General features: G+C 46.2%; 16 protein-coding genes. 7 read left to right on the top strand and 9 right to left on the bottom strand.

What is annotated here, in order from left to right:
• Positions 1-26 precede the first annotated feature (26 nt).
• The 6 genes from A8990_RS20040 to A8990_RS20065 form a co-directional block, all read right to left on the bottom strand.
• A complete protein-coding gene (locus tag A8990_RS20040) occupies positions 27-401 on the bottom strand; it encodes a hypothetical protein (RefSeq protein WP_116190827.1) in 375 nt (124 codons plus the stop codon).
• Between the two features lie 164 nt (positions 402-565).
• On the bottom strand, positions 566-943 hold the full coding sequence (locus A8990_RS20045; protein ID WP_116190828.1) for a hypothetical protein: 378 nt from the start codon (positions 941-943) through the stop codon (positions 566-568).
• Positions 944-1,082: 139 nt separating this feature from the next.
• Positions 1,083-2,234, bottom strand: a complete 1,152-nt coding sequence (locus A8990_RS20050) for a cation:proton antiporter (RefSeq protein ID WP_116190829.1) — start codon at positions 2,232-2,234, stop codon at positions 1,083-1,085.
• A gap of 22 nt (positions 2,235-2,256) precedes the next feature.
• Positions 2,257-3,642 carry a spore germination protein gene (locus tag A8990_RS20055; RefSeq protein ID WP_116190830.1) on the bottom strand — a complete coding sequence of 462 codons (1,386 nt, stop codon included), beginning with the start codon at positions 3,640-3,642 and terminating at the stop codon, positions 2,257-2,259.
• A 165-nt stretch (positions 3,643-3,807) separates the two neighbouring features.
• The gene (locus A8990_RS20060; protein ID WP_116190831.1) at positions 3,808-9,579 is read right to left on the bottom strand and encodes a S8 family serine peptidase; all 5,772 of its coding nucleotides are present in this window, start codon (positions 9,577-9,579) and stop codon (positions 3,808-3,810) included.
• A 131-nt stretch (positions 9,580-9,710) separates the two neighbouring features.
• Entirely contained in the window at positions 9,711-17,249 is a 7,539-nt protein-coding gene (locus tag A8990_RS20065) for an immunoglobulin-like domain-containing protein (RefSeq protein WP_116190832.1), read from the bottom strand.
• A gap of 223 nt (positions 17,250-17,472) precedes the next feature.
• On the opposite strand from A8990_RS20065, the gene A8990_RS20070 reads away from it, so the two are divergent.
• Entirely contained in the window at positions 17,473-18,729 is a 1,257-nt protein-coding gene (locus A8990_RS20070) for a helix-turn-helix domain-containing protein (protein ID WP_116190833.1), read from the top strand.
• A 214-nt stretch (positions 18,730-18,943) separates the two neighbouring features.
• Positions 18,944-19,183: an aspartyl-phosphate phosphatase Spo0E family protein gene (locus tag A8990_RS20075; RefSeq protein WP_116190867.1), complete on the top strand. Its 240-nt coding sequence runs from the start codon at positions 18,944-18,946 to the stop codon at positions 19,181-19,183.
• Between the two features lie 177 nt (positions 19,184-19,360).
• Here A8990_RS20075 and A8990_RS32185 read toward each other — a convergent pair whose 3' ends face one another.
• Entirely contained in the window at positions 19,361-19,477 is a 117-nt protein-coding gene (locus A8990_RS32185; protein ID WP_245996114.1) for an NUDIX domain-containing protein, read from the bottom strand.
• 149 nt (positions 19,478-19,626) lie between these two features.
• Between A8990_RS32185 and A8990_RS20085 the strand changes: the two genes are divergently transcribed.
• From A8990_RS20085 to A8990_RS20095, 3 genes are all read left to right on the top strand, one after another.
• Positions 19,627-20,142: an RNA polymerase sigma factor SigV gene (locus tag A8990_RS20085; protein ID WP_116190834.1), complete on the top strand. Its 516-nt coding sequence runs from the start codon at positions 19,627-19,629 to the stop codon at positions 20,140-20,142.
• Entirely contained in the window at positions 20,135-21,013 is an 879-nt protein-coding gene (rsiV, locus tag A8990_RS20090) for an anti-sigma-V factor RsiV (protein WP_116190835.1), read from the top strand. The genes A8990_RS20085 and rsiV overlap by 8 nt, the downstream gene beginning before the upstream one ends.
• Before the next feature lie 90 nt (positions 21,014-21,103).
• Positions 21,104-22,075 carry a stalk domain-containing protein gene (locus A8990_RS20095; RefSeq protein ID WP_116190836.1) on the top strand — a complete coding sequence of 324 codons (972 nt, stop codon included), beginning with the start codon at positions 21,104-21,106 and terminating at the stop codon, positions 22,073-22,075.
• A gap of 173 nt (positions 22,076-22,248) precedes the next feature.
• Here A8990_RS20095 and A8990_RS20100 read toward each other — a convergent pair whose 3' ends face one another.
• Positions 22,249-22,614, bottom strand: a complete 366-nt coding sequence (locus A8990_RS20100) for a DUF2185 domain-containing protein (protein WP_116190868.1) — start codon at positions 22,612-22,614, stop codon at positions 22,249-22,251.
• 668 nt (positions 22,615-23,282) lie between these two features.
• Between A8990_RS20100 and A8990_RS20110 the strand changes: the two genes are divergently transcribed.
• Entirely contained in the window at positions 23,283-24,746 is a 1,464-nt protein-coding gene (locus A8990_RS20110) for an FTR1 family iron permease (protein ID WP_116190837.1), read from the top strand.
• Positions 24,747-24,772: 26 nt separating this feature from the next.
• Positions 24,773-25,144 carry a hypothetical protein gene (locus A8990_RS20115; RefSeq protein WP_116190838.1) on the top strand — a complete coding sequence of 124 codons (372 nt, stop codon included), beginning with the start codon at positions 24,773-24,775 and terminating at the stop codon, positions 25,142-25,144.
• Positions 25,145-25,507: 363 nt separating this feature from the next.
• Here the strand turns inward: A8990_RS20115 and A8990_RS20120 are convergent, their stop codons facing one another.
• Positions 25,508-25,780, bottom strand: a complete 273-nt coding sequence (locus A8990_RS20120) for a hypothetical protein (RefSeq protein ID WP_116190839.1) — start codon at positions 25,778-25,780, stop codon at positions 25,508-25,510.
• Positions 25,781-26,095: the final 315 nt, after the last annotated feature.

A 26,095-nucleotide genomic window follows, 5' to 3' on the forward strand; every position in this document is an offset into this window, starting at 1 on the left:
ACACCTCTTTGATCCTTCAGCCGCTTTCATTGGATGGCTGTTGTAGTTAAACGATCGTGCCCGTTCAATCCACGGTCCTCATCTATAATCCATGAGAGCTCTTTAGAAATAGCAATTGCAACGTTAGAAATGTCGGTTTCTATGATGTCATTACTGTAGTTAGGTAAATCTATCTCAATTAAATTCACTTCTTCAATACCCTCTAGCGTGTCATACGCGTAGTTACCATTTAGTCCAGCTGGAATACCTCTTAGTCTGATACTTTCTCCATGGAGTGCTTTGCAAAATGTTAGATGGCTTACTTTTTGAAAACCCAAAATATTAACTAAGTAATTTTCTAATATTTTTGATTGTACTTTCTCAGTGTAATTCTCAGAATGGATGCTTATATAAGCATACATTAACCTCACCTCACTCCTCCAAATTCGCAATGCATCAGTGGTCTTCCTTCTAAAAGCATTGGCTCATTAACGTAAACTGCCCGTTAAAGGAATAGGCTGGCGAGTCGATAGCAGCCTGTTCCCGTTGCACTATCTTGACTGTTAGCTGTTACAAAAGTATAAATTTATCCCATATCAAATGTACTCCAGCCATTTCTCTTTATTAAATTTGCTGTTTCCTTAAAGTGTGCATATGCTCTTCCGCTGTTCAATTTTCTTAACTTCTCAATAAAGCTATAAGGATATACGAACCTTGTTCTCGGTACCGTAAAGAATTCTATGTACATTGGAATAGCAAATGCATCTCTCCATCCAACACATTTTGTTAATTCAATGCTTCTATTATCCCCTTCATAGGAATCTGAAGCATTTAAATAATTGACCCAATTGTTTCTGCACTCTGCAAAGTCGATATAGATCTCTCTGTCTTGGTCATCCAAATAACTTAACCCATCAGTATTTATTACTTTAATTCTCGAATGATGGAATTCAGGAAATATCATCACCTCTTTTAACAGCCCGTTCTCATTGTTTTATCGCGCCCGTTAGGCAACCAGGAAAGACATGAGCATGTACGGCGGCTAAACAAAAAAGCGTAGAATCCCCCCCAACATACCTTATGGTATTAATATTCCGAGATCGCTAGGTTATTAGATTGTTGATTCTTGAAAAGAATAGCTTTAACATTGGCGGAGTTATCAACGTAGTCAATATGATCACCATAACAATTGAAGTAAAATACTTCTCTAATAATAGCCCTGATTCTAAACCAGCCACCCCAATAATTAATGCCACTTCACCTCTAGATACCATACCTGAACCGATGGCTAGCGATGAGATTAGATCAAATCCGGTTAGGCGCGCTCCAAGTCCACCGCCCAGCATCTTCGTCGCAACCGCAATAACCGTCATGAGCAGTATAAACCAAATGTGATTACCCAAGCCTGTAAAGGTAATGTTTAATCCGATGCTGACAAAAAATACGGGAACAAAGAGTGTGTATGCGATCGGCTCGATTTTCGTTCCGACATCGTGATTGTATGCGGTTTGCGATATGGCTATCCCCCCAGCAAATGCCCCTATGATTCCTGCAACGCCCATCGTTTCTGCAAAATAAGAAAATGCAAAACAGACAATAAGAGCAGCGCTCGTGACAGCTTCACTAATACGGAAAGGTGCAATGAGTTTCATGAAGAAGGGAACGAGAAACCATCCTGCAACGATGATCGCGACTAAAAATAATACCTTCTTAAAGATAAGCACGGCGAGAGATACATCCCCCCCCGGGCCAAGAACACTCATCATCACGGCAAGGAGAACAACTACGATTACATCATCCACAACGGCAGCACCCAGAATTGTCGTGCCCTCTTTGGAGTCTAATCGATTCATCTCTTTTAACGTTTGGACCGATATACTGACCGAGGTCGCACAGAGCAGTAATCCAATGAATAGCGAGTGCGTATTCGATAGTCCGAGTGCAATAGATACGGTATATCCACCGATAAAAGGAAGCATGATCCCTCCAAGTGCCACAGCGAACGACGCCTTCCAATTTTCCCTCAATTTGTCCAAATCCGTTTCTAATCCCGCAATGAACATGAGTAACAGAACGCCGATTTCCGAAAAATGAGAAATAAACGCATCGGGGTGGATCCATCCGAGAATAGCTGGCCCCAAAACAATACCTGCAATCAGCTTACCAAGCACGGCAGGTTGTCCGATCCGAACTGATAAATCACCAGCAACTTTCGTTGACAAGATAATCAGTACCAGATATAGCAGTACTTCCATGTTGAATCACACCTCTTGTTTTTTAGCTTCCTCTTCGATTTCCTTTTTTCAAATAGGAATGCTTGCTGTTGATTATTTCTTTCAGATTGGAACGGAAAAACACATCACGCAATTCTTTCGGTTTAAAGGGGATTAGAGGACTGAAATATGGAACGTTTATGCTTTTAAGCATAACCACATGGATAATCATTACACTGGTGAGTAAAATCACACCTGGCAATCCAAACAATACCGCAGCCAATAAGTGTATATTGTTTAAACCTAAGATGGTTGAGGATATACCACCTCGGCTCTGAAACAAAAAAGTAATCACATACGCTAGAGATACTACAAACAAGCAAAACGGGCTAATTATTTTTAATTTTAATAAGCTTTCCGTAATTAATATCGTAGAAATAAAAGCAAAGAATGTTGTAAGGTTTTTATTAACCTTAAACATACCGTCTGTTAGAATTTTCAACAGCATAGTTAAAATTACTGCACTTATCAATGGTGATACAAGCGCATCCTTAGGATAGAACAACTTATTTATTTTTTCAGAAAACACATTACTTTTATACAACAATATATATGTTGCCGACGCATGAGTAGCAATAAAGAAGGATAAAACCTTAATGAATCTGTTCGAAAAACTCCCGTAAGACGAATAGTACTCTTCGGGCGATTGAAAGAAGCTAACAAATAAAGATGGACAAATAATTGCATGTGGAGTGTTATCCACAAAAACAACGACTTTACCCTCTAAAATAGCACTCGCTGCAATGTCCGGCGCCTCTGTGTAGGAAGTCAAAGGGAATATGGTCATTTTATTCTTCTTGAGTGCTACTTCGACAATTGCAGCCTGTAAAACGTACTTCACGTGTACATCATTTATCCGTTTTTTTACTTCTTTAAGAACTCCCTTATCTACAATATTTCTCATATATGCAATCGAAATAGTCGTAGGCGTTAATGTGCCTTTTTCGATGTTTTCAACCATGAAATTAGGCGTTTTGAGAATGCCTCTCAAGATACTTATATTGGTCGCAGCTTTTTCAGTAAAACCCAAAAGTAATCCCACTGAATTCCTCTCGGTTAGGGCTTCGCCTATAGGACGTTCTTTCCACATCGAAACATCAACAATTGTCATGTTACCTGAGACGTTATTCACAACCACTGCATTACCTTGTATGATCGCCTTTATAGATTCTTTTGTGCTATGAGACAGCAGCATTTTCGCTGTTTTTAGAGCAGCGTTAACATTATGTACAAGTGGCGATATTACATGTTCCTCTAGTCTCTCCGTATTAACCAAACCGTCAATATAAAAAACGGAAGCCTGTATTGCACTGTCTTCTCCAATATTCCTGATTACGATATCGGAACTATTACCTAACGCGTTTTGGATATCTAATGCATTTTTGTGCATGGAAAGCACTCCCAATTAAAATGTAGCCATAGTGTGCCCTCGTTTTGTGCTATCATTCCAAGTTTACTGTAAAGTCATTATTAATGAAATATTATGCACAATGGACGCATAGAGGCAGAAAGGCCTGCCTCTCCATGACGGAGAAGCAGGCCTTCCTTGTTCTTTCTATTGGTTCGTCATAAATCCGGAGTACGTCAGCCAGCGCTTCAGCGCCACGGCTGCTTCAGCACGGGTTGCATTCGTTTCCGGCTCGAACGTACCTTCTTTATTGCCTTCAAGAATGCCAGCACCTGCCGCTTGTGCGACGGCAGCCTGTGCCCAGCTTGCGATGCTGCCTTTGTCTGTAAAGTTAAGCGGTGCGAGTTTACCTTCCGCTTTGCCCGCAAACTTCAGCGCGCCAGCTAGCATAACCGCCATTTCTTCACGCGTAATTGTAGCGTTCGGGGCAAATTGGTCCTTGCTGCGTCCCTTCACAAAACCTGCTTCCACGATAGCGTGAACGGCGCTTGCATACCATTTGTCCGCAGCTACATCCTTGAACGATGTCGTAGTATCCGCCATTTCCAAACCAAGTGCTCTTGCAAGCAATGCCGCAAATTCCGCACGCGTCACCGTACTTCTTGGCGAGAATTTATTTGCGGACACCCCTTTAATAAGCTGTCTGGAAGCGAGCAGTTCAATTTCGTTCTTCGCCCAATGATCGGTCACATCGGCAAACGATTTCGGCGCGATTTGGGCGATACCGTAGAGGCTTGCATGCGGCGCAAGAATGACCGCTTCTAGTTTACCGTTTTTATTCGATACGGTTGCCGGGATGAAGGATAACTCACCCGTGATCGGATCAATCAGCACAGCCATATACGATTTGTCGCTATCTTGACCATCAATTGCAAGTGTTCTTGTCACATACGTGCTGCCAAAGTTCGTCAGTTCTTCGGTTTTGCCGCTCGCGCTAACCGTCACCGTGAAGTTGACAACACTTACTACGTTCATGTTGTGTGCTTTGGCGCTGTCATCAATGCTCATCTGCTGCTCGGCGGTTGGCTTAGACATCGAGATGATGACTTTCATGCCGCTGAGTTCGGAGCCGAGCTTATCCGCCGCACCTTGCAAGTCCGCTGCGCCCAGCGGCAGCTCGAAGCTCGAATTGCTTGCCTCGACGGAAATGACTGCATTTGGATGCGATACCGCAGCAGCAGCAAGTACATCTGACGGCAAATGAGACTCGATGCTGTCCGCCGCTTGATCCAGGTGGATGATGATCGTTTGCTTGCCTTTCTCGTTCTCCTGGAACTTCTCAAATGCCTTGGCAAGATCAACCGCATCAGGCGTTACTGTCACATGCTTCTTGCCGTCCGCTGATGTATCGACATGAATCTGGTCAGCATCAGGCGTTAGAACAACGCTGTCATCGCTCCCTGATACGCCATTATCCGATACAGGCGGAATAGCAGCTTGCGGCGACGCTGACGTCTTCGCTGTAACCACGTCGGAAATCCGTGTTTCCGGACCGCCTGTCACAGCAAGTCTGAAGCCGTAAGACGTACCCGGAGAAAGCCTCACCACTGTAACGGTGCCGCCAGCAAGCGGGAGAGGTTCCTCTGTAACCGAAGCAGTCCATGTCGCACCGTCATCTTTAGATTGCTCCAAGCTTGCACCCGTTGCGCCCGCAGGCATCTTCAGTTTGAATTGAACGATCGTTTCACTAACCTTCGTTAGCGTTAATGGATCTGCTACCCGAAGTAAATTGTTTTCTACAAAGTGCAGATCCGTCTCGTCTACAACGCCGTCTTTATTCAGATCCTCCGGCAAGATTGGTTCATTAGTGGTTCCGAGATGATCATTGATAGCAGCTATATCGGCGGTATCAATCTTACCATCGCCGTTTACATCACCGGCATAGCTAAGCATTTGAGGCATAATGCCATTCTCTCCGACCCATTCGTCATACATCGTTCTTCCCAATCGCACCGACGATTTGCTCGTTAAATATCCTGGAATGTCAACGCGGAATTCGGTCTTGTTCTCGCTGACCGGAATTCGATCGAACGCCACGCTGCCATTCGAGCTAACTTCACCAGGATACGAATGACCGTCGACCGTCGCGGTCACGACAGCTCCGATCGTTGAGTAGTCTTTCTCATAGTTCAATTCGCCATTGCCATCGCTGAAGGTCATAAGCGCCTCTGGGTATACGGAACCTTGAATCATGGAGTGTTTCGGTATCACCTGGTAGCTGTCGATTTGATTGAATACTGGGATTTCGGTTGCCTCTTCCGCCCCAGCTTTCGTGTAATAAAATTTCTCGATATTCTGCTCAATGTTCATTTTATCGAGACCTGTGTAGTTCTCGTCATCGATCAATTTGAACGTCATATCCAGGAAAGGCATATCGCCGTCTAATCCGGCAAACTCATTCCCGGCTACGGAGGCGCCGACGTTCACGATTTTCTTGCCTTGCCACATTTCATCGTCACGAATGACCGGTTCATCAACGGTAACCGTTGCATTCGCGGCATTCGCCAATGCTTGAAAGGCATCGTTGACCTTCACACTCTCAAACTGCATGTATGGGTAGTAGCTCACATCATATTTGCCCGCAACAAGATCTTCGACGTTATTCAGGCTGAGCGTCATCGTAACTTCGTCGCCCAAATACAGTCTGTCCTTGTCATACTCAGGCACGACGTAGGGCGAGCCCGCCTTAATAAAGCCATAGTGCTGGAAATCAGCGACTAGATAGCCGTTCGTCGCCAGATCAATTGGGAATAATGCAAGCGTCATCGGTCTATCCTGCAACGTTTCCGGATCGATCAGATCATCTCTTGTGATGCCGAATTTCACATCACCGTTAGCCTCTACCTTGAACTCGCCATTCGCGTCCACGTTCTGATTCTGATAATAGAGCAGATGGTTGGCGGATTGCGTAATGCCGAGCGGCGCCAGCTTGGCGGTTCCATCGTCATACAGGTTCGCATGAATCCAAATGGCTTCCGTATTGTTGCCATCGAACTCCTCCGTCGTAAACATGGAGTCATCTACTTCATATACGCCAGGCGGCTTGTCAAGGAACGTCAGCTTCGGACGCGTATTATCAATGATAAACATCTGCTCCTTAGTAAAGGTGCGGCCCTGCACGTCTTTCGCAACCATGGCTATGGAATATTCACCTTCTGCAAGAAGTACCGGCTGAGTCGAAATCCGCTGGTTGGCCGGATCCCCGACATACGGGTACATCCATTCTCCTACTTGCAGCCATAGCTCCTGATCGATTTGAGCTTCCGACGCATCTCGCGGCTCTGGATAGAAACTGCCAATCGGCTTGCCATGCTTGTCTTTTACGATCGTTTCGATGGTTTGCATCGGACTGCTCAGCTTGAACATCATAAACTTCTGGCTATCTTGAAACGGATGGGCAACTGCCGGGTATTCCGACATGAATGCCGGATTAATCAGATGCATATACTCGATGCCCGGCTCCACGACACGGATGGCAAAAGGAAGCTGATAATGCTCTTCAGCATTTTCCGCATTGGTAAGGTGAACATAGCCCTCGTACTTACCCTTCGCCGCTGTCTCCGGTATGACGATGTTCACGCTCATCGTGACCGATGAACCCGCTTCAACCATTACGGTGCTTGCTCCATTCACATTCACATCGACATTGTTATCAACTGCGTTTACATTGCCCCCCGCATAATACTCGCTCGATACGGTAAAGGTTTTGTCCGTATCGCTTTTATTCGTAATCGTCATTTCCTTGCTGTCTTCCATGCTCTGGCCTTCATTTGGTGCCAAAGTTCCAAAATTAATAAGGCCTGTCGGGTTGTTGATCGTAATCGGCAGCCCATCCTCATCCAGGCTTCGCGCCGTATTCTTCACTTGGATGGAGACATCGGCATTTATCGCTTCAGTGACGTCAACTTCGCCTGCGCCAACCTGATACACGGAATAGTCGCCATTCAGATCATCTGCCGTATTCATTAGAGCAGCTCTGACATCAAATGGCGTGTAGTCAGGGTGCTTCTGCAAGATAAGAGCGGCAATACCCGCTATATGCGGCGTTGCCATCGAAGTGCCGGAAATACGTGCATACGCATGCGTGTAATCGATGCCTGCTTCTGGACTATGAATATATTCTGGATAAGTGGAGTAGACATTCACACCCGGTCCCACAACGTCGGGTTTAATGTCGTCACTCCCGTTAACCGGGCCTCTTCCACTGAAGTCGGCCAAATGTCCGCCTTCGGTTTCCGTGCCGCCGATGGAGCTGAACGTAATCTTCGGATCCACCATCGCTTTCAGCGATTCTCCAACCGCCTCAGTCGTACGGAACGTCGGAATGAATTCCGAACCATCGCCTACAAACGGAATTTCGCCGTCCGCTACGTTATTCGACATGATCGCAGCAATGGCGCCCGCTTTCGCCGCTTTCGCGATTTTATCGTGAAGGGAGAGCGTCCCGCGCTGAATGAAAGCAACTTTGCCCGTAAGATCTTTGCCCTCAAAGTCAGCTGTATCGCCCAAGCCTACATCGACAAGCGGTAGCTCTGTGTCCAACAGGCTGGCAAGCGGGTTATAGTTGTACGCCATGATCTTCAAGTCACTAAGAGGAACTGAGTTCGATGCGTCAGCAACACTGCCTGACATCGTTGCAATCGTTATAGCGAAATCACTTGCGCCAACCGTAATGGCAAGCGGCGACGTGCCGGGAGAACTCATCGTTTTCTCGTCCGGGCCTGCATTTCCGGCTGCTACTGCGCAGACAACGCCAAGCAGCGTCGCGTTGTTAATCGCAACGGACTCCGGAACGAGCGGGTCATTCACCATTACGCCGAGAGAAAGATTAATGACATCCATGCCGTCTGCGACGGATTTATCGATACCTGCCAATATACCGCTCTCATCGCCGCTTCCGTACGGACCCAGTACGCGGTATACATAGAGATCCGCTTCCGGCGCTACGCCGAGAGCCGGCGCATCCGTCGCACTGTTCTTGGCACGGCCGGCGATTGTTCCCGATACGTGCGTACCATGATACGTATAGTAGGTGCCGTCACCTTGATGTTCATCCATTCCGGACGCTTGCCAATCGGCGTATGTGGTTTCCATCGGATCGGCGTCGTTATCGACTTCGTCCCAGCCTTTGACGGTTGTTGGATCGACTGACTTCGGATCGACGCCTTCCCCTGCGCGGTATCCTTTGTAAGCATCAGTCAAATCCGGGTGATTATAGTCAATCCCGGTATCCAGCACGCCTACTTTAATGCCCTTGCCGGTGATACCGGCCGCATGAAGATCATAAATACCGTTCAGCGGGATCGTATTATCCGCGGAAGGCGCGTCTAACTGCTGCACCGCATCAGTAGGCACCTCCATTTCTTTCGGGTCCAGCTTTACGGTATTATCCTTGTAAATATGCTTCACGACGCCTGACTTCAGCAGGCTCTCGATCTCGTTGCCCGGCAGTGTCATGGCAACGCCATTGAATGCATGACGGTATTCTCTTGTGATTTCAATTTGGCCGACTGAGAAAGGTGTTATCCCCTCGCTGCCATCGTTCTTGCTGGCAAGCTGTTGAACGAATTTCTGAAACGTCTCATGATTATCTTCGGCATTCTCAGCGGCTTCACTCAAAGAGATGCGAACACCTTCAGATGCTTGCTTCAGCACTTCGATTTCGGCAGGCGCTTGCTTGAACTCAACGATGACATTCTCAGGCGCGCCGCTCTTCGTATTTAAGTCTGTCGACAGGATAGGCTGCTCAAGCTTCAATTGCTGAAGCGCTTTCTTCTGATCTAGTGATAATCGGCTAAGTAAACGCCCAGCATCCTCATGCGCGTCCGAGGCGTAAGTATAAACCGGAAGCGATATCGATAGAAGCATACTACCGACGGCCACTTTAGCAACGAATTTGTTCCATTTGCCTTGTTTCATAGCGAGTCTCCTGTCCCCATTAAGGAAAGATTTATTCAGCGGATACTATCCTACAAGAGTACTTGCTAGAATACTAATCAAGAGGCAAATATCGGGAGAACCCCGATGCTTGCCTCTTTCTTATAGGTTGCTTAGTTGATCAGACTCGCTTTTTTAAGCATTCTTTCTACAATGCTTGCGACTTCCGCACGCGTAATGTTGCTCTTCGGATGGATCGACCCGGTTTGATCCCCGGTAATCAAGCCGCATTTCACGTTAATCGCTGCGTAAGTTTTCGCCCAGTCGCTGACGGCGCTGCCATCTTTAATGCTCGCTAGCGATGCATCTGCTTCGCTGACGCTGATCGTGGTGCCGATTCCTGCAAGCTTCATCGCACGCGTCAGCATCACCATCGCTTCTTGCCGCGTTACTCGCTTCGCCGGAGCAAACGCATCTGCCGTTACGCCTGTAACAAGTCCGTAACGTGCCGCAGCCGAGATTGTTTTTGCATACCAGGCAGCTGGACTTACGTCTTTGAATGGACTTGCCGAATCCGCTGCCGGAATGCCTAACGCGTTTACGAGAATGGTCGCAAACTCCGCTCTTGTCATTTCACCTTTCGGATTAAACGCTCCGTCGCCTTGACCTTTCACGATCAATCTGGAAGCCAGGTTCTCAATTGACGCTTTAGCCCAGCCCTGAATGTCGCTGAATGATTTATGACTGTTAACAAGCATGTACATGCTGTTTGTAAGACTGTTGATTCTCGCCACTTGTTTGCCATCCTTCGTCGCGAAGAAGGTTGGAACTTGACGCAATGTTCCATCCGCCTCGACAACAACCGCAGTAACTGCCTCGTTGTCCCCGCCACTCGGAATGACCATGTCGCGCTCCACATAGCCGTTAAACTGGTTAATGACAGTTTCGTGACCGCCTGTTGATGCGATAATCTCGAATACAACAGGAGCCCCAACAAGAACAACGCCATTCCGATTTGCTGCATCTTGGGCTGCTTGCTGCTGTGACGTATCTGGTTTAGCAATATGAAGCTCGACCTTAACATCGCTGAGTTTAACGCCATCTTCGAGCTGTCCATTCAATGCACTTAGCAGCTGCTCTGCACCGATTGTATAAGATGCTTCAGGTGTGGAGATCGTTACGGTAGCTTGCTTATCAACCAATTGCTGTACGAGGTTGCCTGTAAGAATACCGTTTGTAACTTCACTTGCTTTATCCGTGCTGATTGTGATAACAACGCCATTCTCGCTGTTCTTCAATTGTTCTAAGAGCAAACCTTCATCTACGGTAACTGTATTCGTATTTCTGCCGTTCTCAACTGCAGTTGTTTCGTCTACAGGCGCTTGAATCGCTTTGGAACTGTCTTCTCCATTATTGCCGTCACTAGGGACACCTGGAGTTCCGAGACCAGGTGAACCGCCAGATGGTGTACCGCCTGAGTCAGCCGCTTTCACGACAAGCTCAAATTTCTTCGTCAACGGCGCTGCATCATTCTTCGTTGTCGTCGACGTCAACGTGACCGTCTGATCCGTGCCTGCTCGATGAACGCCCCCATCTGTGCCAATGATTGCGGGATTGCTGGATATCCAAGCAATCGTCGTATCGTTCGAACCCTTCGTCGGCAGATACAGATCGGTTGTGACCGCGTTCGGTTCGACGTTGTTCTTCTTAATCAGATTCCATACGATTGATGCCTGCGCCGCTTGAACGGACGCATTGTCATCCGTATCTTCGCTTCTTACGTAGAACCCGAAGGAAGCATATTTGTAGAACTTGCCGATATTGAACAGACCTTGAACGTTGACATATTGGTTCTGAGCAGGTCTTGTTACTTTACCGTCTGCTGCAATGACTTCAGGTGTATACGATTCCCAAGTAACCGAAGCATCACCGACTGTTGATGGCAGGTTAATGTCGTGAGTGACATCCATTTCGCTCTTGTTCTCGCCAAGCAATTGCTTCATCGTCAACGATTTTACCGCTTGAATAAGAGCGGTTCGATCTGCGTAGTACGGGTCCGGTTTTACTGTCAAAGAGAACGTTCTAACCGCGGTGCTGCTTCCTCTAGTCACAGTCGCTTTCAGTACGACAACTGCATCGCCTTCATCGAACAGCGGCTTATAGACACGGCCTGTATTTGTGATATGTGCCGTATCGTCAGAAGACCATGTAATGGTTGAGCCGTTTGCACCGCTCGTTGGAAGCTCAAGCGGCAGCGTGATATCGGCCTGCGATTCGTTTCCACCTTTGATTACGCTCCAATCCAGGAACCCTTTATCTTGATTGACAGCCGATTGATTGCTTGCGAGCTTCGCCGGTACGGTTAACTCGAATGACTTGGTCGCTGTCTCGCTGCCTTTTGTAACGGTTGCCGTCAGCGTAACAGGCGTATCCACAGCCGGTCTTGTTACAACGCCTAAACCACTGATAATCGAAGGTTCATTGCTGCTCCAGCTAATTTGCGTTTGACCAGCTTCATCTCGATATGGCAAGTTCAGGTTCGTCTCAATTGCATTCTCGCTGACGTTCAAGCCTTTAATTTTGTCCCAAGTCAGCGCCTCAGCCGATTGCGCCGCTACGACGGAATCGGGATCTTCCGAAGCGCCAAGACGGTAAACGATCAGATTAAATACAAGTGGATGGTTACCATAGAATAGTTTGCCGTCCATGATGAGATCACCATCAATTCCCAGCACATTCGGTCCAGGCTGGAGATCATCTACATGAATCGTAAACGGATGTACTCCGGCTGGCTGTTCAAAGCCTTCAGGGAACGTGTAATCATCATAATAGATGGTGTTGCCCCACTCTGTGCCAAACAAGTTTCTTATATAATCATTTGAACCCCTTCTCGTGTCTTGCAAAACGGTATAGAAAGGTGCGCCCTCACTGTGAACCGCTCCTGAAATATCCAAAGAGGTTTGATCGGTGAAGAAAGCAGCTGTCCCTGTCGACTGATCGATTACGGTGTCATCAAATGAAACATAAGGGAAGCTCGTATTCTTGATCACGGTAACAGGAACCGTCGTCTGATTACCTAGGAAATCGATCATCGTGACCGAATGCGCGCTTGCTCCTTCGGCTATATCACCTGCATCCTCGTAACCAAGGGGCTGATAAAAGTAATAATATTGGTCCGCTTGCGGATCATAGTGGAGCTGCGTTTTGATGGCGTGATCACCTGTCAGAAGAATTGGATAATAATCCATCACTCCATAATAGGGATATTGACCAACCGTTCCATCATTGCCATATCTGGATGTGATATTTCCGTTTAGATACGGCGAAGTAAACTCCTCATGGAGCGCGCTTTTATCGATACTGCCGTAATCGATGAAAATCGATTCATCATGCGTTGCCAGGTTAGCAGGTACATCCAATATCGGAATGATAGCTTCCGGATCATCGCCTACAGCCAACACGACTTGCTTCTCTGCAAGTTGTGCATGATAGCCAACATGAATGGAGTTTGTATTACCCATGAAATCTGTTGCCGTGATGACAAGGCTATGTTGATCCTCATCTGTAATGACGACCGGATAACGGAACGTATCATCCACATAATCGTTGACTTTACTGCCCATTGCTACAGGGTCTCCACCATCAAGCGAGTATTCGACCTTGAAGCCTCTTCCGTTCTTGATCAGATCCATCACTGTTGCGTTGAGCATAAGCGATACATTGTTCGTATCTGGTACAAAATAAGCTTTCGTAGTTTCGCTGCCGTCTCCATTACCAGTATTGAAAGTGATGGTCGGTGCCGTCGCATCGACATACGTATCGACATTGATATAAGGAAGGTTAGGCTCTAGTCCAGATTGCCCTTCACCTAAGCACACGAAATTCATCGAGTATTTGCCATCCGGCAAGCTATCCGGAATGACGACATGCGCTGATATCGAATACTTTAACCCTGTTCCAAACGGAGTTGGCTCAGGCCATGTGCCGGTATCATCAATCGGAGCTCCGACAATCGTTTTCGAGCCGTCCTCGTTCGTTCTTACGAATTGAACCTGAACATTATCCAAATCTTTACCAAAGGCATCGAAGCTGAGATCGATTGAATCCCCTCTTTTCACATTCGCGTCATAGTACACACTTCTTGGATGATGATTAAAGCTTGCAGTTTGGAAATCAATCCAAACCGCTTTGTTCGAATTATTCACGACGACCGAATACTCTTCGCCATAGTTGCCCACTCTGTCAATCGGCGCAATCGTAATGACATTCAGTCCGTCCCGCAGATCTTTAATCGGCATCTCGAAGGTTCCGTCATCGTTATGCTTCACGTCATCCTTGTAGTTGGTAAACGGCTCTGAACCATTGATCGCATAATAAATGTTCCAGTCACCGCCGCTTTCCCCGTTCGGCGCGTCCGCGTCATCGTCCATCTTAAAGCGCAGCGTGTATTCGCCTGTGCTCGTCTCGTCCGGCTCATTCAGCTCATCGTAGCCGACATGCTTGAGGATATCCAGGCTTGGCGCATGCGTATCTTTATAAGCAGGCATGTAAATGGTTGGCTGCGGCTTCGCATTCGGAGCATCCGCTGTAGCCGTGACGGCGAAATAGTACTGGCCATCCGGCACAGGCACGCCTTCGTTCGTTCCATCCCACATCATTCCCTCTGTTAATGAACCGGGAATGCCGCCGGAGTAAGGATCATTCTTCACAACCCAGTCATTGCTTGTCAAATGGGTGACGAAGTTATGCTCTTTATCGACTACATCGACTTTCACATTACGCGCATCGCGAAGCAGCGCAATAACGGGTACGGGGTACAATGCGTTCTCCGGTGAGAAGGCATAGAACTTGTCCCCTAGCGAACGTTCATAGTTGTTTTGCGGTTCACCATACAGGAATGGGAATCCGTTGTGCATGTCTACAAATGCCATTTGCGTTCCGAGCCCGGAACTACCCCATACGCTATCCGGGCCGGATGGAGCATCAATAATGGCCGGAGCATCCCACTTGCCGTTAAAGCCTGTGTAAGGGACATTCAATGTAGGCAGGCTCGCGTCAGTCGGCGTCAGATACACATAGCCCTCGATGAAGGTATTCTTCATCTCGGATGGATCCACCGTCAAAGTAACGGTCACACGCTGAGTGGATTTCGCCCCTACCGTGATTTTGGACGGACTGAAGCTCAGCTTCGAATGGTCCAAATATCGGCTGCGAATATTGTCGGAGCTGGTATCCAAACTCGCGTGAAGCAAATCCGTCATAACCGTTCCGCTTAGATCATACGTAGCAGCTGTGGTTGTCAGATTAGTAGCGGTGAGCGTAAATGTAGTCTTCGCTCCGATCTCCTTCAGACTCACACGGCCTGTGCCGTCCGGTCCGGAAACAACGACAGGCGTTTGAACCGCAAGGTCAGGCCGAATCATACCTGCGCCTTGGCGTCTCGGTTGATATTCCGTATTGTAATCCGCACGATCTGCAGCATTCTCTTCGTTCACATAATCTCGCTTCGCCGGAATCGACGTATTCATGACCACATTCTTCACGAGTTGAACGAAGCTTCTTGTTCCGGATGGAAAGCCCTTCTTCTTGAAGGCCTGCATCACATCGGCTACCGCTCCCGCTACATACGGAGCTGCCATCGATGTGCCGTCTTCGCTCTCATACGCATTGTGGACATTGGGATCGGATATCCGCACTGAAGATACGATCTTGTGGCCTGGAGCCATAACCTCGGGCTTCAGCAGCAGATCGCTCGTTGTTCCCCATGAAGAGAAATCCGTAGGACTGCCAGGATTGGATGCAGCAAAGGCCGAGCTCGTCTCATCGGTCTCAATGTACATTTGCAGCACTGGTGCTGCTCCTGGTTCCGGTGGAAGATCGATTCCAATATCAATCCCGGAGAACGGACTGATATCAATACCGCCGCCACCTCCAGCTCCACCGCCCATCGATGCAAGTGCCGCTTCTAAAGCTGTGCCCTCCTCGTAACTGATGAAGGAAAACGGAATTTCCATTTGCCCTTGCGGCGTCGGCGGCTTCTTAGTCGCGTCACTATTGTAAACGATGGCGCCAATCGCGCCATGCTCTTTGGCGATTTTCACTTTATCGTTAAAGGTTAACGAACCGCGTTTGATCAATACCACTTTGCCTGTTACGTCAACACCTTCGTAATCCTCGTCATAGCCCAAATGATCGTTCCTCAGACCGACCAGCGAGATGGAATCGTTATCCCATACATCGAGGCCTTTCCAGGCGTCCAGTCCATGTCCTGTAATAAAAGGCGCATCGAAGCTGTAGCTAAACGTAACGTCATGCTGCACAACGATATTGTTCGCTGCCGCTACCGTGAAGGAATCGGGATACACGCCCGGATTGCCGATTTTGTTCAAGTCCGGCGTTTCGCCAAGTCTAATCGAAGCCCCTGATTCGCCTTTATCATCGTAGGCATTGGAAGCATTGCAGGCTGCAACGACAACGACAACACCTGCATCTGTCGCATTGCGAATGGCAATGCCCATCGGATCGTTCGCATCGCGCTTATCAAACGTCGAGGAAGCGCCGAGGCTCATATTGATGACATCCGCCTTCATCGCTGTCGCGTGATCGATCCCTTTGATAATATCCTCGGTCAATGCGCCTGCTTCGGTTTCGGAGAACACTTTCTCCGCAATAAGCTGCGCTTCCGGCGCTACGCCCTGAAGCACATCGCTTGAACCTGCCGCAATTCCGGCCACATGCACGCCGTGCGAGCTTGGCGAGAGATCCGTCTTTTCCATACGCGGAATAATATCCTCGTTCTGATCGGCCCAGTTGTAGCCTCCAACGACTTTGTCCGTAAATGGAGCTTTGTTATTCTTGTACTTCGCTTTCGACATATCATGTGGGGCAGGGAATGCTTCATGACTAGGATCGATACCTGTATCGACGATTGCGATGACCATGCCTTCGCCCTTGTATCCAATCGGCTGTTCGCCGGTTGCAGAACCGTCCCATAGCTTCTTGATCCCCGTCAGATCATGTTGCTCGTTAACTGCTGGAAGGAACATTTGTTGAAGCGTAACTGCTTTAACATTAGGAAGTTTTTTAATCGCGTCTATATCGCTATACTTGATGTCATCAAGACTGAAGCCTTTGAACACGTTCTCATAATCGTGTTTGAAATGCAATGTTGGTCTTGCGCTCTTCGATTTTCCGGTAGACAGCGTACTCATAATTTGATTCTTCGCCGTCTTAATATCCGCAGTAATTGCGGTATGTACGGAATCTTCGACAGCAGTAGCATTAATGCCTGGCTTTGTCGTTGAAGCTGACATCGCTTGCGAAATGGTTTGCCCTTTCAACTCTACGATGACATCGACGATCTCATCCGGCTTGTGCAGCCCGGCGCTCAGCTTCTCTGAAGCCATTACTTTCTCGCTCTGCTTCTTCTCGAAGTCATGCATAGCTGCTTCTTTCAAGCTCTTCTGCGCCTTTGCCTTGAACGCTTCGAGCTGCTCCTGGGTGTACGAGGAACCGCCTTTAACTCCTGCACCGTCAACGTTATGCACTTGAATCCCTGCATGTGGCTTCGGAGCGCTTTCTCCTGCATAAGCTGCTGCGGGTGGCTGCAATGGCGCATCTTCTTCCGCCAACACGAGCGAACCGTTTGACAGAACGAGACAAGAGATCGACAAATACGTCACGACTCGCTTAAGTCTGTTCGAAATTTTCATCCGCTTCTCCCCATTCTCTTTACAATTAGTATTAATTTCATACTTTTTACTAATAGTAATGGAGCAGCCATGCGCGGTAAATCGGGGGAATTCGAGCAGCCAAGCCGCTAGAAATCAATAGTTTGTATGCTATAATTCATGTACTGTACGACATTGAAATCATTTTCCGCGCTCAACTTGGGGGAATTCAATTTTTTTCTAGCAAATACTGGAGGGCCATGGCATGCATGTAGGAAAAATCATCAGATTTTATCGCGAAAAAGCTGGAATGACCCAGGATCAGCTCGGCAGAGGCATCTGCTCCGACACGCATGTCAGCAAGATCGAACGCGGATCGACGGATGTTTCCCCGGAAGTCATCACACTGCTGGCCGATCGGCTCGGCATTCAGATTGAGCTGGAGCTTCAACATTTAGCGGAGATCAAGAAACGGCTGCACGCTTGGCACGAAGCCATCATGCTGCTGCTATATGACGATATGGAAGCCATTAAAGAGGAGCTCGAGAAGGAGAGCCTCATCCAAATTTCGGATTATAAAACCCTCTACAAATTGCTGCAGGGCAGATACTACCTCGTCCATCGGAAGCTCGGCAATGCACATGGAATTATCAAAGAAATGGAACGAACCAAATCAAAGCTGCCTCACTATGAAAGCAACCTACTCTTGCATATTACTGGCATCTATCTCTACTATACACAGGACTATTTCAAAGCGATCGAAACCTTGAACAGGATTAATGAAGAGGAATATAACAATCCAGAGTACTACTATTACCTGGCCATGTCTTACCACTGGCTTGAGTCTCGGATGATGGCCTACTATTACAGCGAGAAAGCACTGCGGCACTTTAAAGATACCCATAACTTCTTAAAGAGCATTGATGCGGAAATGCTCATGCTCCTACAAATCATTTATGACGATAACCGGAATTACCAAGCTATCGCCAGCCGGTTCGAAAATATCATTAAATCCTGCGATCTCTGTCAAGCGCCACAACTGAAACGAATTGCCGTGCACAATCTCGGGTTTCTATACCACGAGAATAAAGCTTATGAGCTAGCCGGCAAGTATTATCAAGAAACAATGGAGCTATCCGAACCAAAGTCAGCGCTCTATCTGCTTTCTTTTGAAGGGTATATCCGGAGTTCCGCTGAGGGGAAGCTGTTAGCCGAAGAAGAGTTGCTGAGTATGGCGCAAGACGGACTGAAGATATCGAGAGAAGCAAGAGATGAAGTTCTTATCGCCAGATTTCATCTCCTCATCTTGTTCATCGAAGAGAAGCAGGAAGACTATTACAACTATCTACGCTTGACTGCTTTGCCCATACTGCGAAAGCAAGGCGATGCCTTCCTCGTACAGCGTTACGAGAAAGAGCTATTCAATTATTATGTGGAGACTAATCAGACTGCCTTGGCGCTTGAGACGGCCAGTTTATTCATCAACAAGGCGAAACCGGCACCGGCGCTGCAAGCAGAATAGTCCCACAGCAAAGAATAAAGGCAAGCTATCGGTGTATACCAACCGATGGCTTGCCTTTTTATTTTTTCGGTGAATTGTGTTTATTCTGTTGGTCGAATTTCCCCCAATACTTCTATGAACTAGATTCATTTATAATTCATTTATTCGACCAGGCAAAGATTTAGTGAGATATTGCTTCTGGAATGGTAAGAAAATTGAGGTAATGGGGTTAAAAATGATCTTAACTCGAAAATCAGCTATCGTAACCGATAGCTCCGCTGCCGTTAATGATGCTGGTCAGCTTCTTCTTGAGATAGAAAGCTTAAGGGAACAGTTGCATACATCGTTTGAACATTTAGGATTGACTTCGCCAATTGTACTTGAAAAGTCTCAGCAACTTGATGAGTTGCTTAATAATTATCATGTATTTCTTAAGCAGCGAAATAATCAGACTCAGACCTACAGCCACGAGTAAAGCTCTTGTTAAGTTCTTAGCAAGTTTGTATGCCCATAGTTCAAATCTTCAAAAATCGGTCTTTGTACTTTGTTTATTTGATCTAGTGAGATAGAATTTATATCCCAAAATTGTAATTTCAACGATTCATTTTGATCGTCCCGGAACTTAATAGTATCCCCATCTTCTGATAAATGATCATTGTAATTTGTCATAGCATTGAATAGAAACATAATGAAAACAACCTTGTTTCCATCCAGTCTCCTCTTTCACCTCTCGGATCATCGTTTCTTTAATAGTTTCACCTGGTTCCATCCCTCCACCCGGCAATCTCCAATCGCCGTAATCAGCTCTGCTGTAGTATTTTAAAAATCTTATTTACATATTATCTCCACACCAAACTTTTTGTTCACCCGTAAGGTCTTAGTCTTACGGCCCTAATTGTAAAGGAGAGTTTAATCGTCATGTTTGCTTCCCATTCTTCAAAGGAAGTGCTGCAATGCATCTTGCTACACAAAGATAACGCTTATCGTTTGGCATATACATACGTCAGAAATCCCGATGACGCGCTGGACATAATTCAAGAGGCCATTCAGAAAGCTTTAGCAGCTTCAAAGTCACTTAAAGATGTGACCCAGTCGAAGAGTTGGTTTTATCGCATCGTTATAAACACTGCGTTAGACTTTTTGAGAAAGCAGAAAAACGTCGTTACGCTAGACGTGGAGACGCTTGAAACCTTTGGGTTAAGCTCACAAGATGCATACAAGGACTTTGATTTGGAGTCAGCGATGAGTTTGCTCCCTCCTCTTTATCGAAGCGTAGTCGTGCTTCGGTACTTCGAAGACATGAAAATTGAAGAAATCGCCCAAGTTTTAAACGAAAATGTCAACACAATCAAGTCGCGATTATACGAAGCTCTTCGAAAATTGCGCTTGTTCATGAACGATGAAAACTTGAATAAGGTGGATGGCAATGGTTAACAAGATGACCGAACTGAAGCGACAATATAGCGAAATACCTGTCCCCGAGGGTCTGGACATTATTGTGGATGAAGCAATTCGCAAGCATCTCCATAAGAAAACGATACGGATTCGATGGATAGCTGCTGCAGCTGCAATTGTGACCTTGTTTATCTCTGCTTTAAACGTGAGTCCCTCATTCGCGAGTGCGTCTTCGAAGTGGCCCGTAATCGGCCCCATCGCTAAAGTACTAACTATCCGCGAGTACAAGGTTGAAGAACCCACTTATAAAGCGCATATTCATGTTCCGGCAATTACCGATCTTGGAGACAAGTCGTTAGAGCAACAGCTGAACGACAAATATTCTGCGGAGAGCAAGCGGCTATACGATGAATTCATGTCCGAGGTCGAGGATTTGAAGAAAGGCGGCGGTGGAGAAGCAGGTGTTGAAAGCGGCTATGTTGTCAAAACCGAAACGGATCGCCTGTTATCCGTCGGACGCTATGTCGCGAATACCGTAGGTTCTTCCTCCACCACATTCAAATACGATACGGTCGACAAAGTGAACCATGTGCTCATCACGCTGCCGAGTCTATTTAAAGACGATCGGTATATCGAGATCATTAGCAACAACATTAAGGAACAAATGTTAGCGAGAATGAAACAAGAGAAGAACGCGTTTTTCTGGGTTTCCGGGAATGGCCAGCCTGAGTCGGACATGAATTTCAGATCAATTGAGAAGGATCAAAATTTCTATATTAATTCTGATAATAAACTGGTCATTTCCTTCGATAAGTACGCTGTCGCTCCAGGATCGATGGGCATAGTCGAATTCGTCATACCGACGGAGCTATTAGTTAACGAACTGGTTAATCAAGAATACGTAAAATAATTCCGTATCAGAGAATTCATCCAAACTTTTTCGCAAGGTGACCCGTCATAGCTATGTGCATCCCACAATAAGCTTACGGAGGTCATTTCCATGAAGAAAAAGACTGTTATCGCTGCAGGGTTAGCCGCAACCATGACATTAGGGCTCGCGGCTGGTGTTTACGCATCTGGGCAATTGACCCAAGTGAAGGCATTCTTAAATCCGTCCGTACACGTTAATGTAGGCGGAAGCCAAGTCGAATTAATAGATCAAGACGGCTCGGCAGTGACGCCTCTCGTTTATAATAACCACACGTATTTGCCCGTTCGCAGCGTAGCTAGACAACTCGGTTATGACGTGTATTGGGAAGGATCCTCACAGACGGCATATTTCACCCCCAAGAGCGAGTATCTCGAGTATCGAGCAGATGAGCGATTGATATTGGACAAATACGGATACTCCTTGCAGATTCCGTCATCGTTTGGCGGCAAGCTTCGACCGACTGTATGGCCGACCGAAACGGTCGCAGACGGAATTAAGTCCGGAGCATTGTCAGCGGGCGCTCTTAGCGCGATCGACTTGCTTTACTTGCCGCAGGATGCAGCCTCCCCTGAGGCACGTGTTCTCGCTACGGTTGAGGTTATTGATCAGGCAAATTGGAGTGCAGAGAGCCACGATGTTAAAGACTCGGTGTTGGGAACTAAAGGCGAGTATGTGTACGTCCTCAGAGATGCGAAGGAGAATCCGTTCGGGGTAGGCACACCGGACAACGCAAGTTACAAGGCAATCGTCGATCATTTGACAGCGAGAGGCTATGATCTGGTCCTCACGCCGGCCGTTTCGGCAAGCGCGGATATCGTATCTAAGCTAGTCGGCTCTTGGACCGAATCGCGCAAAGGAACGGTAATGGAGTTGACTGCAGACGGCGTCTTTTATCGTGCTGGTCAAGCAGTTGGGAACTACTTGATCATTGACTCTTCTCATATCCGTATCGTAGCGGACATGTCTGATAGTACGGTCGAATTCGTTGTAAACGGAGATACATTAGAGTTGGCCGGTCAAACGTTCGCTAGGAATAAATAGAACACAATAACAAGAAGGATGCTCAATCCAAACGGGATCGGCATCCTTCATTTAGTTATTTCATATTTATTAGAGTACTTATTGATGAAAACTGTCCGTTAGCGGAACAGGCTGCCAATTTAGAGTTGGCAGCCTGTTCTTTGTTATGTTTTCGGTTCTCATTCTCCATTAGCTCATTCTTCAGGATTTTCCCAATCCTCATCTAAAACTAATTTGCCTGTCTTATCTCTAATAAAAGCAGTACCTGGTGGAGAATCAAGAAATTGAATAATATCCAAATCATAATTACATATCGTATTGACTTGGTAAACGGCATGATATTTAGGATTACTCATATAATTTTCATCCTCATCACCAGCCATAAACCGCCACCCACTATCTGGATAACTAGAACTCGGTTCTTCTCTGTACATAAACCCAACCTTACTACCATCAACTGTTATCCTGTCAGTTGCAATACATCCTTCTTCAGATTCAATTAATCTTTTTATTTTATCTCCAGGGATTTTGTACTTTTTCTTTTTATTAAACCCAAACATACATTTGCCCCTTTTTATTGCATATCGTTCAACCTCAATAAGATTCGCGATACCTAACACACTATCCTGCCTGTTTTGCGAAATGAAAATGGAGCAGTTGCGGATCTCGAACTGCATATACCTCATCGAACTATCCTGCCCCGTTCAACGAAACACAATAGCTGGCTAGATGCCCAGCTGCCGTCGTGTTGTAATAGGTGATAGTGAGTATCCTATTAGCGCAACCATGTGGTTAACGGTTTATCATCCCAAATTTGTACTTCTATGTACCTCTCAGGTCCATTTTTCCCCTGAGTATTCCATTCCTGGGGTAACCCGAATTCATTAATTACATGATAAATCTCATTTAACGTATACACCTGACCTCGATATTTCTTCCCATCTTGATACCTCATGGTTGGAAACAAGTCTACATACGTAAAACTTAATGTCTATTACTGCATGTGTAATGACACCTGACGGAAAGGAGATTTGTACGTTTCCTACTAAGACAGTCTCTTTGTTGCAGTTAATAGACTAGATAAGAAACCATGGCTGTACGCATGTCGCAATGGAAATGCTACTATTTAATCATTGACGCCAAAAAAATAATAAGTTAAAATCGCAAAGGTAAAATGATAATGATTTTCATTCTTGGTTTTGTATTTATAGCTAAGGTGGGGTAACCAATGCGTTTTATTACAGGAATTATTGCCTTACTTTCGCTTATGCTCGTGTTTCCTCCAGGTGCGTACGCTTCAGGCTCTGGTGTTGAGAATATGACTAAGCTTAATGTCTACATCGAGAGAGCTCTCGATCAAGCGGGCACCGATTTGAAATCTTCTAAAAAATCGTATGATCAGTTCCATGACCAGTGGCTACAGGTGGAAGGTACCATCAAAGCCGATTCAGTGGACGCGTACAAGGACATCGAATCGCAAATGGGACAGGTCGAATACGCCTATATGACCGAAAAGTCTAAAGACGCCAAAACGGCTCTTCAAGGCTTGGAACAAGCGGCCGAAGACTTTATTGCTGGAAAATATGGCAAGTCGACCGATTCGACGGACCAAGATTTGTCGCTCTCCGATTTTATTCATTTGCTGCAGCAGATTAAAGATAACGTACATGCGCAAGATCAACAGCAATCGCTTGAAGCGATCTCGAAGGCTCGGGAAACTTGGCTTAGCGTAGAAGGAATCGTCGTGGCGCAATCGGCTTCCGTCTACAGCAGTTCGGAACGGGACATGGTCGTGATCCAAGCGATGGTCAAGGATCAGAAATTCGACAACGCAGAGAAAACGACTGACGATATGATCGCCTATCTTACACCGCTTAGCCAAAAGTCCGCTTATACGTTCTGGGATGCAGCCATGATTCCGATCCGTGAAGGCTTAGAAGCGTTGCTCGTCGTAGGAGCGCTGCTCTCTTTTGCGAAGAAATCGAATAAAGGGCATGGGAAAGTGTGGATCTTATCCGGTGTCGGCGCCGGTCTTGTTCTTAGCACGATTCTAGCCATCATCATTAAGGTTGTATTCTCATCGGGAGCCTTTGGCCGAAATAATTTCATTATCTCGGGCTGGACAGGAGTTTTCGCTGCAGCCATGCTTCTTTACATGAGCTACTGGCTGCATAGCAACTCCAACATGAATCAATGGAATAGGTTCATCAAATCCAAAACCGAAACAGCGATGAGCACGGGACGGGTAGTCTCTCTCGGCCTTCTATCATTCCTGGCGGTGTTCCGCGAAGGCACCGAAACAGTTCTGTTCATCATCGGCATGATCAATCAAATTAGTGTGCAGCAGCTGCTATTGGGGATGCTGATTGGTTTTGGGTTTTTAGCGGTACTCGCGTTTCTCATGCTCTATGTAGGATTCAAATTGCCGATCCGTCCGTTCTTTATGATCTCGAGCTTGATTGTATTCTACTTATGCATCAAATTTATGGGCCTTGGCATTCACAGCTTGCAGCTTGCGGGGATCGTGCCAGTATCGAACTCGTCAACGCTTCCGAGCATTGATTTTATTGCCTTCTACCCATCTTGGCAAAGCTCGGCACCGCAACTGGTAATCACGTTATTTGCGATCGGATTCTTAATCATGGGCCGTTTGCGCAAGAACAGATCCAAAGCACAAATTGCAGCAACCTAATAAACTATCATTTGGAGGACTTATCAATGAAGCAATTACTAGCTGCACTAATCCTTGTTCTGGCTTTAACACTTTCCGGCTGCGGATCCAACAAAGCGGATGACACTGTCAAGAAGGGCGCGAATGATTTGATCAGCGTTACGGATGATCTTCAGAAGGAAATCGAAGCCGGCAACGAAGCGAAAATCAAAGAACTCGGTCCAAAATTGGAGGACGTTTGGTCTTCTTTCGAGGATAGTGTCAATAAAGACTATGCGGATTACTACGAGAAAATCGAAGAAAGCTTGAATCCGGAAGTTGCCGCATCGAAAGCAAACCCGATCGATATCAAACTCGTTGGAAAATTGAACGAGAGCTTGAATAAAACGCTGACGGAATTAGTGCAAAGCATCAAATAATGTGAAAGTAAATACGGAACGAGCTCCTCAGGCAACGTTATGGAAAAGTAGGATTCAACTTTTCTAATTTCACTTTCATTCGCAGCTGGATCGCATTCTAAAACGAACTAAACTGGGTTTGTGATTTGCGTTTTACGAACAAATTCGTTCATCCTCATAACAAAACCTCCCAAATTTAGCTTCGCTAAATTTGGGAGGTTTTGTCTGCTTCAGTGATATCAAGCAATTAAAGAACTTTATTTTAAACAAGACTCATTTCAGACCCGTCAACAAATTAACTCTAATTCACGACCTCGATATCCAAAGTAGTAATGGATATTTTATGAAAATTAAGAATTTGCAGTAGATCTTCGCATAAAAGTCTTATCTTAACTCATCTGTGTCTTTAGCTTTTCTAACGAACTTTATATCTGCTACAAACTTAATACTACCGTCGCGAGTATAGTTACTTAGTTTAAATGGGTTTATTATCTTTCCCTCCACCATATACCCCCAACTATTTAAAACAACATCAAAATCAAATGCATCAGATACAAGTTCTTCAAAACCACCATCAACACAAACTGTTATTTTAAGAATGTCACCTTTCTTAATATCAATATTTTTCTTATGAAAAATCTTTTTTAAATTTTGCATGCGATGCGTCTCCGTTATTCAATATCAATTGCATTAAAGTACCCGTCCCTCGGTTTTAAGGGTTTATCTCACATATACTCACTCATTCGCAGGATTTCATCACCTTGAATTCATCATGCAGGTGGGGAAAGTTAGAGGCGAGTGCCGTCTGGCCATTATTTGGGTATGCGGGAACAGGAGAATCGCACTAGCCATTCCCTTACGCTTCATTCTACTGCACGCAAACTCTACAAGTGCCCTGGTGTTTACCATCCCATGACTCGACGGGTCTATGCCCTAACATTCCATCGTCATACTTATCCAAGGTGTGGAGAC

Source organism: Paenibacillus taihuensis, assembly GCF_003386535.1.
Classification (GTDB): Bacteria; Bacillota; Bacilli; order Paenibacillales; family Paenibacillaceae; genus Paenibacillus_Z; species Paenibacillus_Z taihuensis.

Coding starts and splice junctions, on each gene's coding strand:
- A8990_RS20040 (WP_116190827.1), bottom strand. CDS start 401: ATGTATGCTTATATAAGCATCCATTCTGAGAATTACACTGAGAAAGTA.
- A8990_RS20045 (WP_116190828.1), bottom strand. CDS start 943: ATGATATTTCCTGAATTCCATCATTCGAGAATTAAAGTAATAAATACT.
- A8990_RS20050 (WP_116190829.1), bottom strand. CDS start 2,234: ATGGAAGTACTGCTATATCTGGTACTGATTATCTTGTCAACGAAAGTT.
- A8990_RS20055 (WP_116190830.1), bottom strand. CDS start 3,642: ATGCACAAAAATGCATTAGATATCCAAAACGCGTTAGGTAATAGTTCC.
- A8990_RS20060 (WP_116190831.1), bottom strand. CDS start 9,579: ATGAAACAAGGCAAATGGAACAAATTCGTTGCTAAAGTGGCCGTCGGT.
- A8990_RS20065 (WP_116190832.1), bottom strand. CDS start 17,249: ATGAAAATTTCGAACAGACTTAAGCGAGTCGTGACGTATTTGTCGATC.
- A8990_RS20070 (WP_116190833.1), top strand. CDS start 17,473: ATGCATGTAGGAAAAATCATCAGATTTTATCGCGAAAAAGCTGGAATG.
- A8990_RS20075 (WP_116190867.1), top strand. CDS start 18,944: ATGATCTTAACTCGAAAATCAGCTATCGTAACCGATAGCTCCGCTGCC.
- A8990_RS32185 (WP_245996114.1), bottom strand. CDS start 19,477: ATGGAACCAGGTGAAACTATTAAAGAAACGATGATCCGAGAGGTGAAA.
- A8990_RS20085 (WP_116190834.1), top strand. CDS start 19,627: ATGTTTGCTTCCCATTCTTCAAAGGAAGTGCTGCAATGCATCTTGCTA.
- rsiV (WP_116190835.1), top strand. CDS start 20,135: ATGGTTAACAAGATGACCGAACTGAAGCGACAATATAGCGAAATACCT.
- A8990_RS20095 (WP_116190836.1), top strand. CDS start 21,104: ATGAAGAAAAAGACTGTTATCGCTGCAGGGTTAGCCGCAACCATGACA.
- A8990_RS20100 (WP_116190868.1), bottom strand. CDS start 22,614: ATGTTTGGGTTTAATAAAAAGAAAAAGTACAAAATCCCTGGAGATAAA.
- A8990_RS20110 (WP_116190837.1), top strand. CDS start 23,283: ATGCGTTTTATTACAGGAATTATTGCCTTACTTTCGCTTATGCTCGTG.
- A8990_RS20115 (WP_116190838.1), top strand. CDS start 24,773: ATGAAGCAATTACTAGCTGCACTAATCCTTGTTCTGGCTTTAACACTT.
- A8990_RS20120 (WP_116190839.1), bottom strand. CDS start 25,780: ATGCAAAATTTAAAAAAGATTTTTCATAAGAAAAATATTGATATTAAG.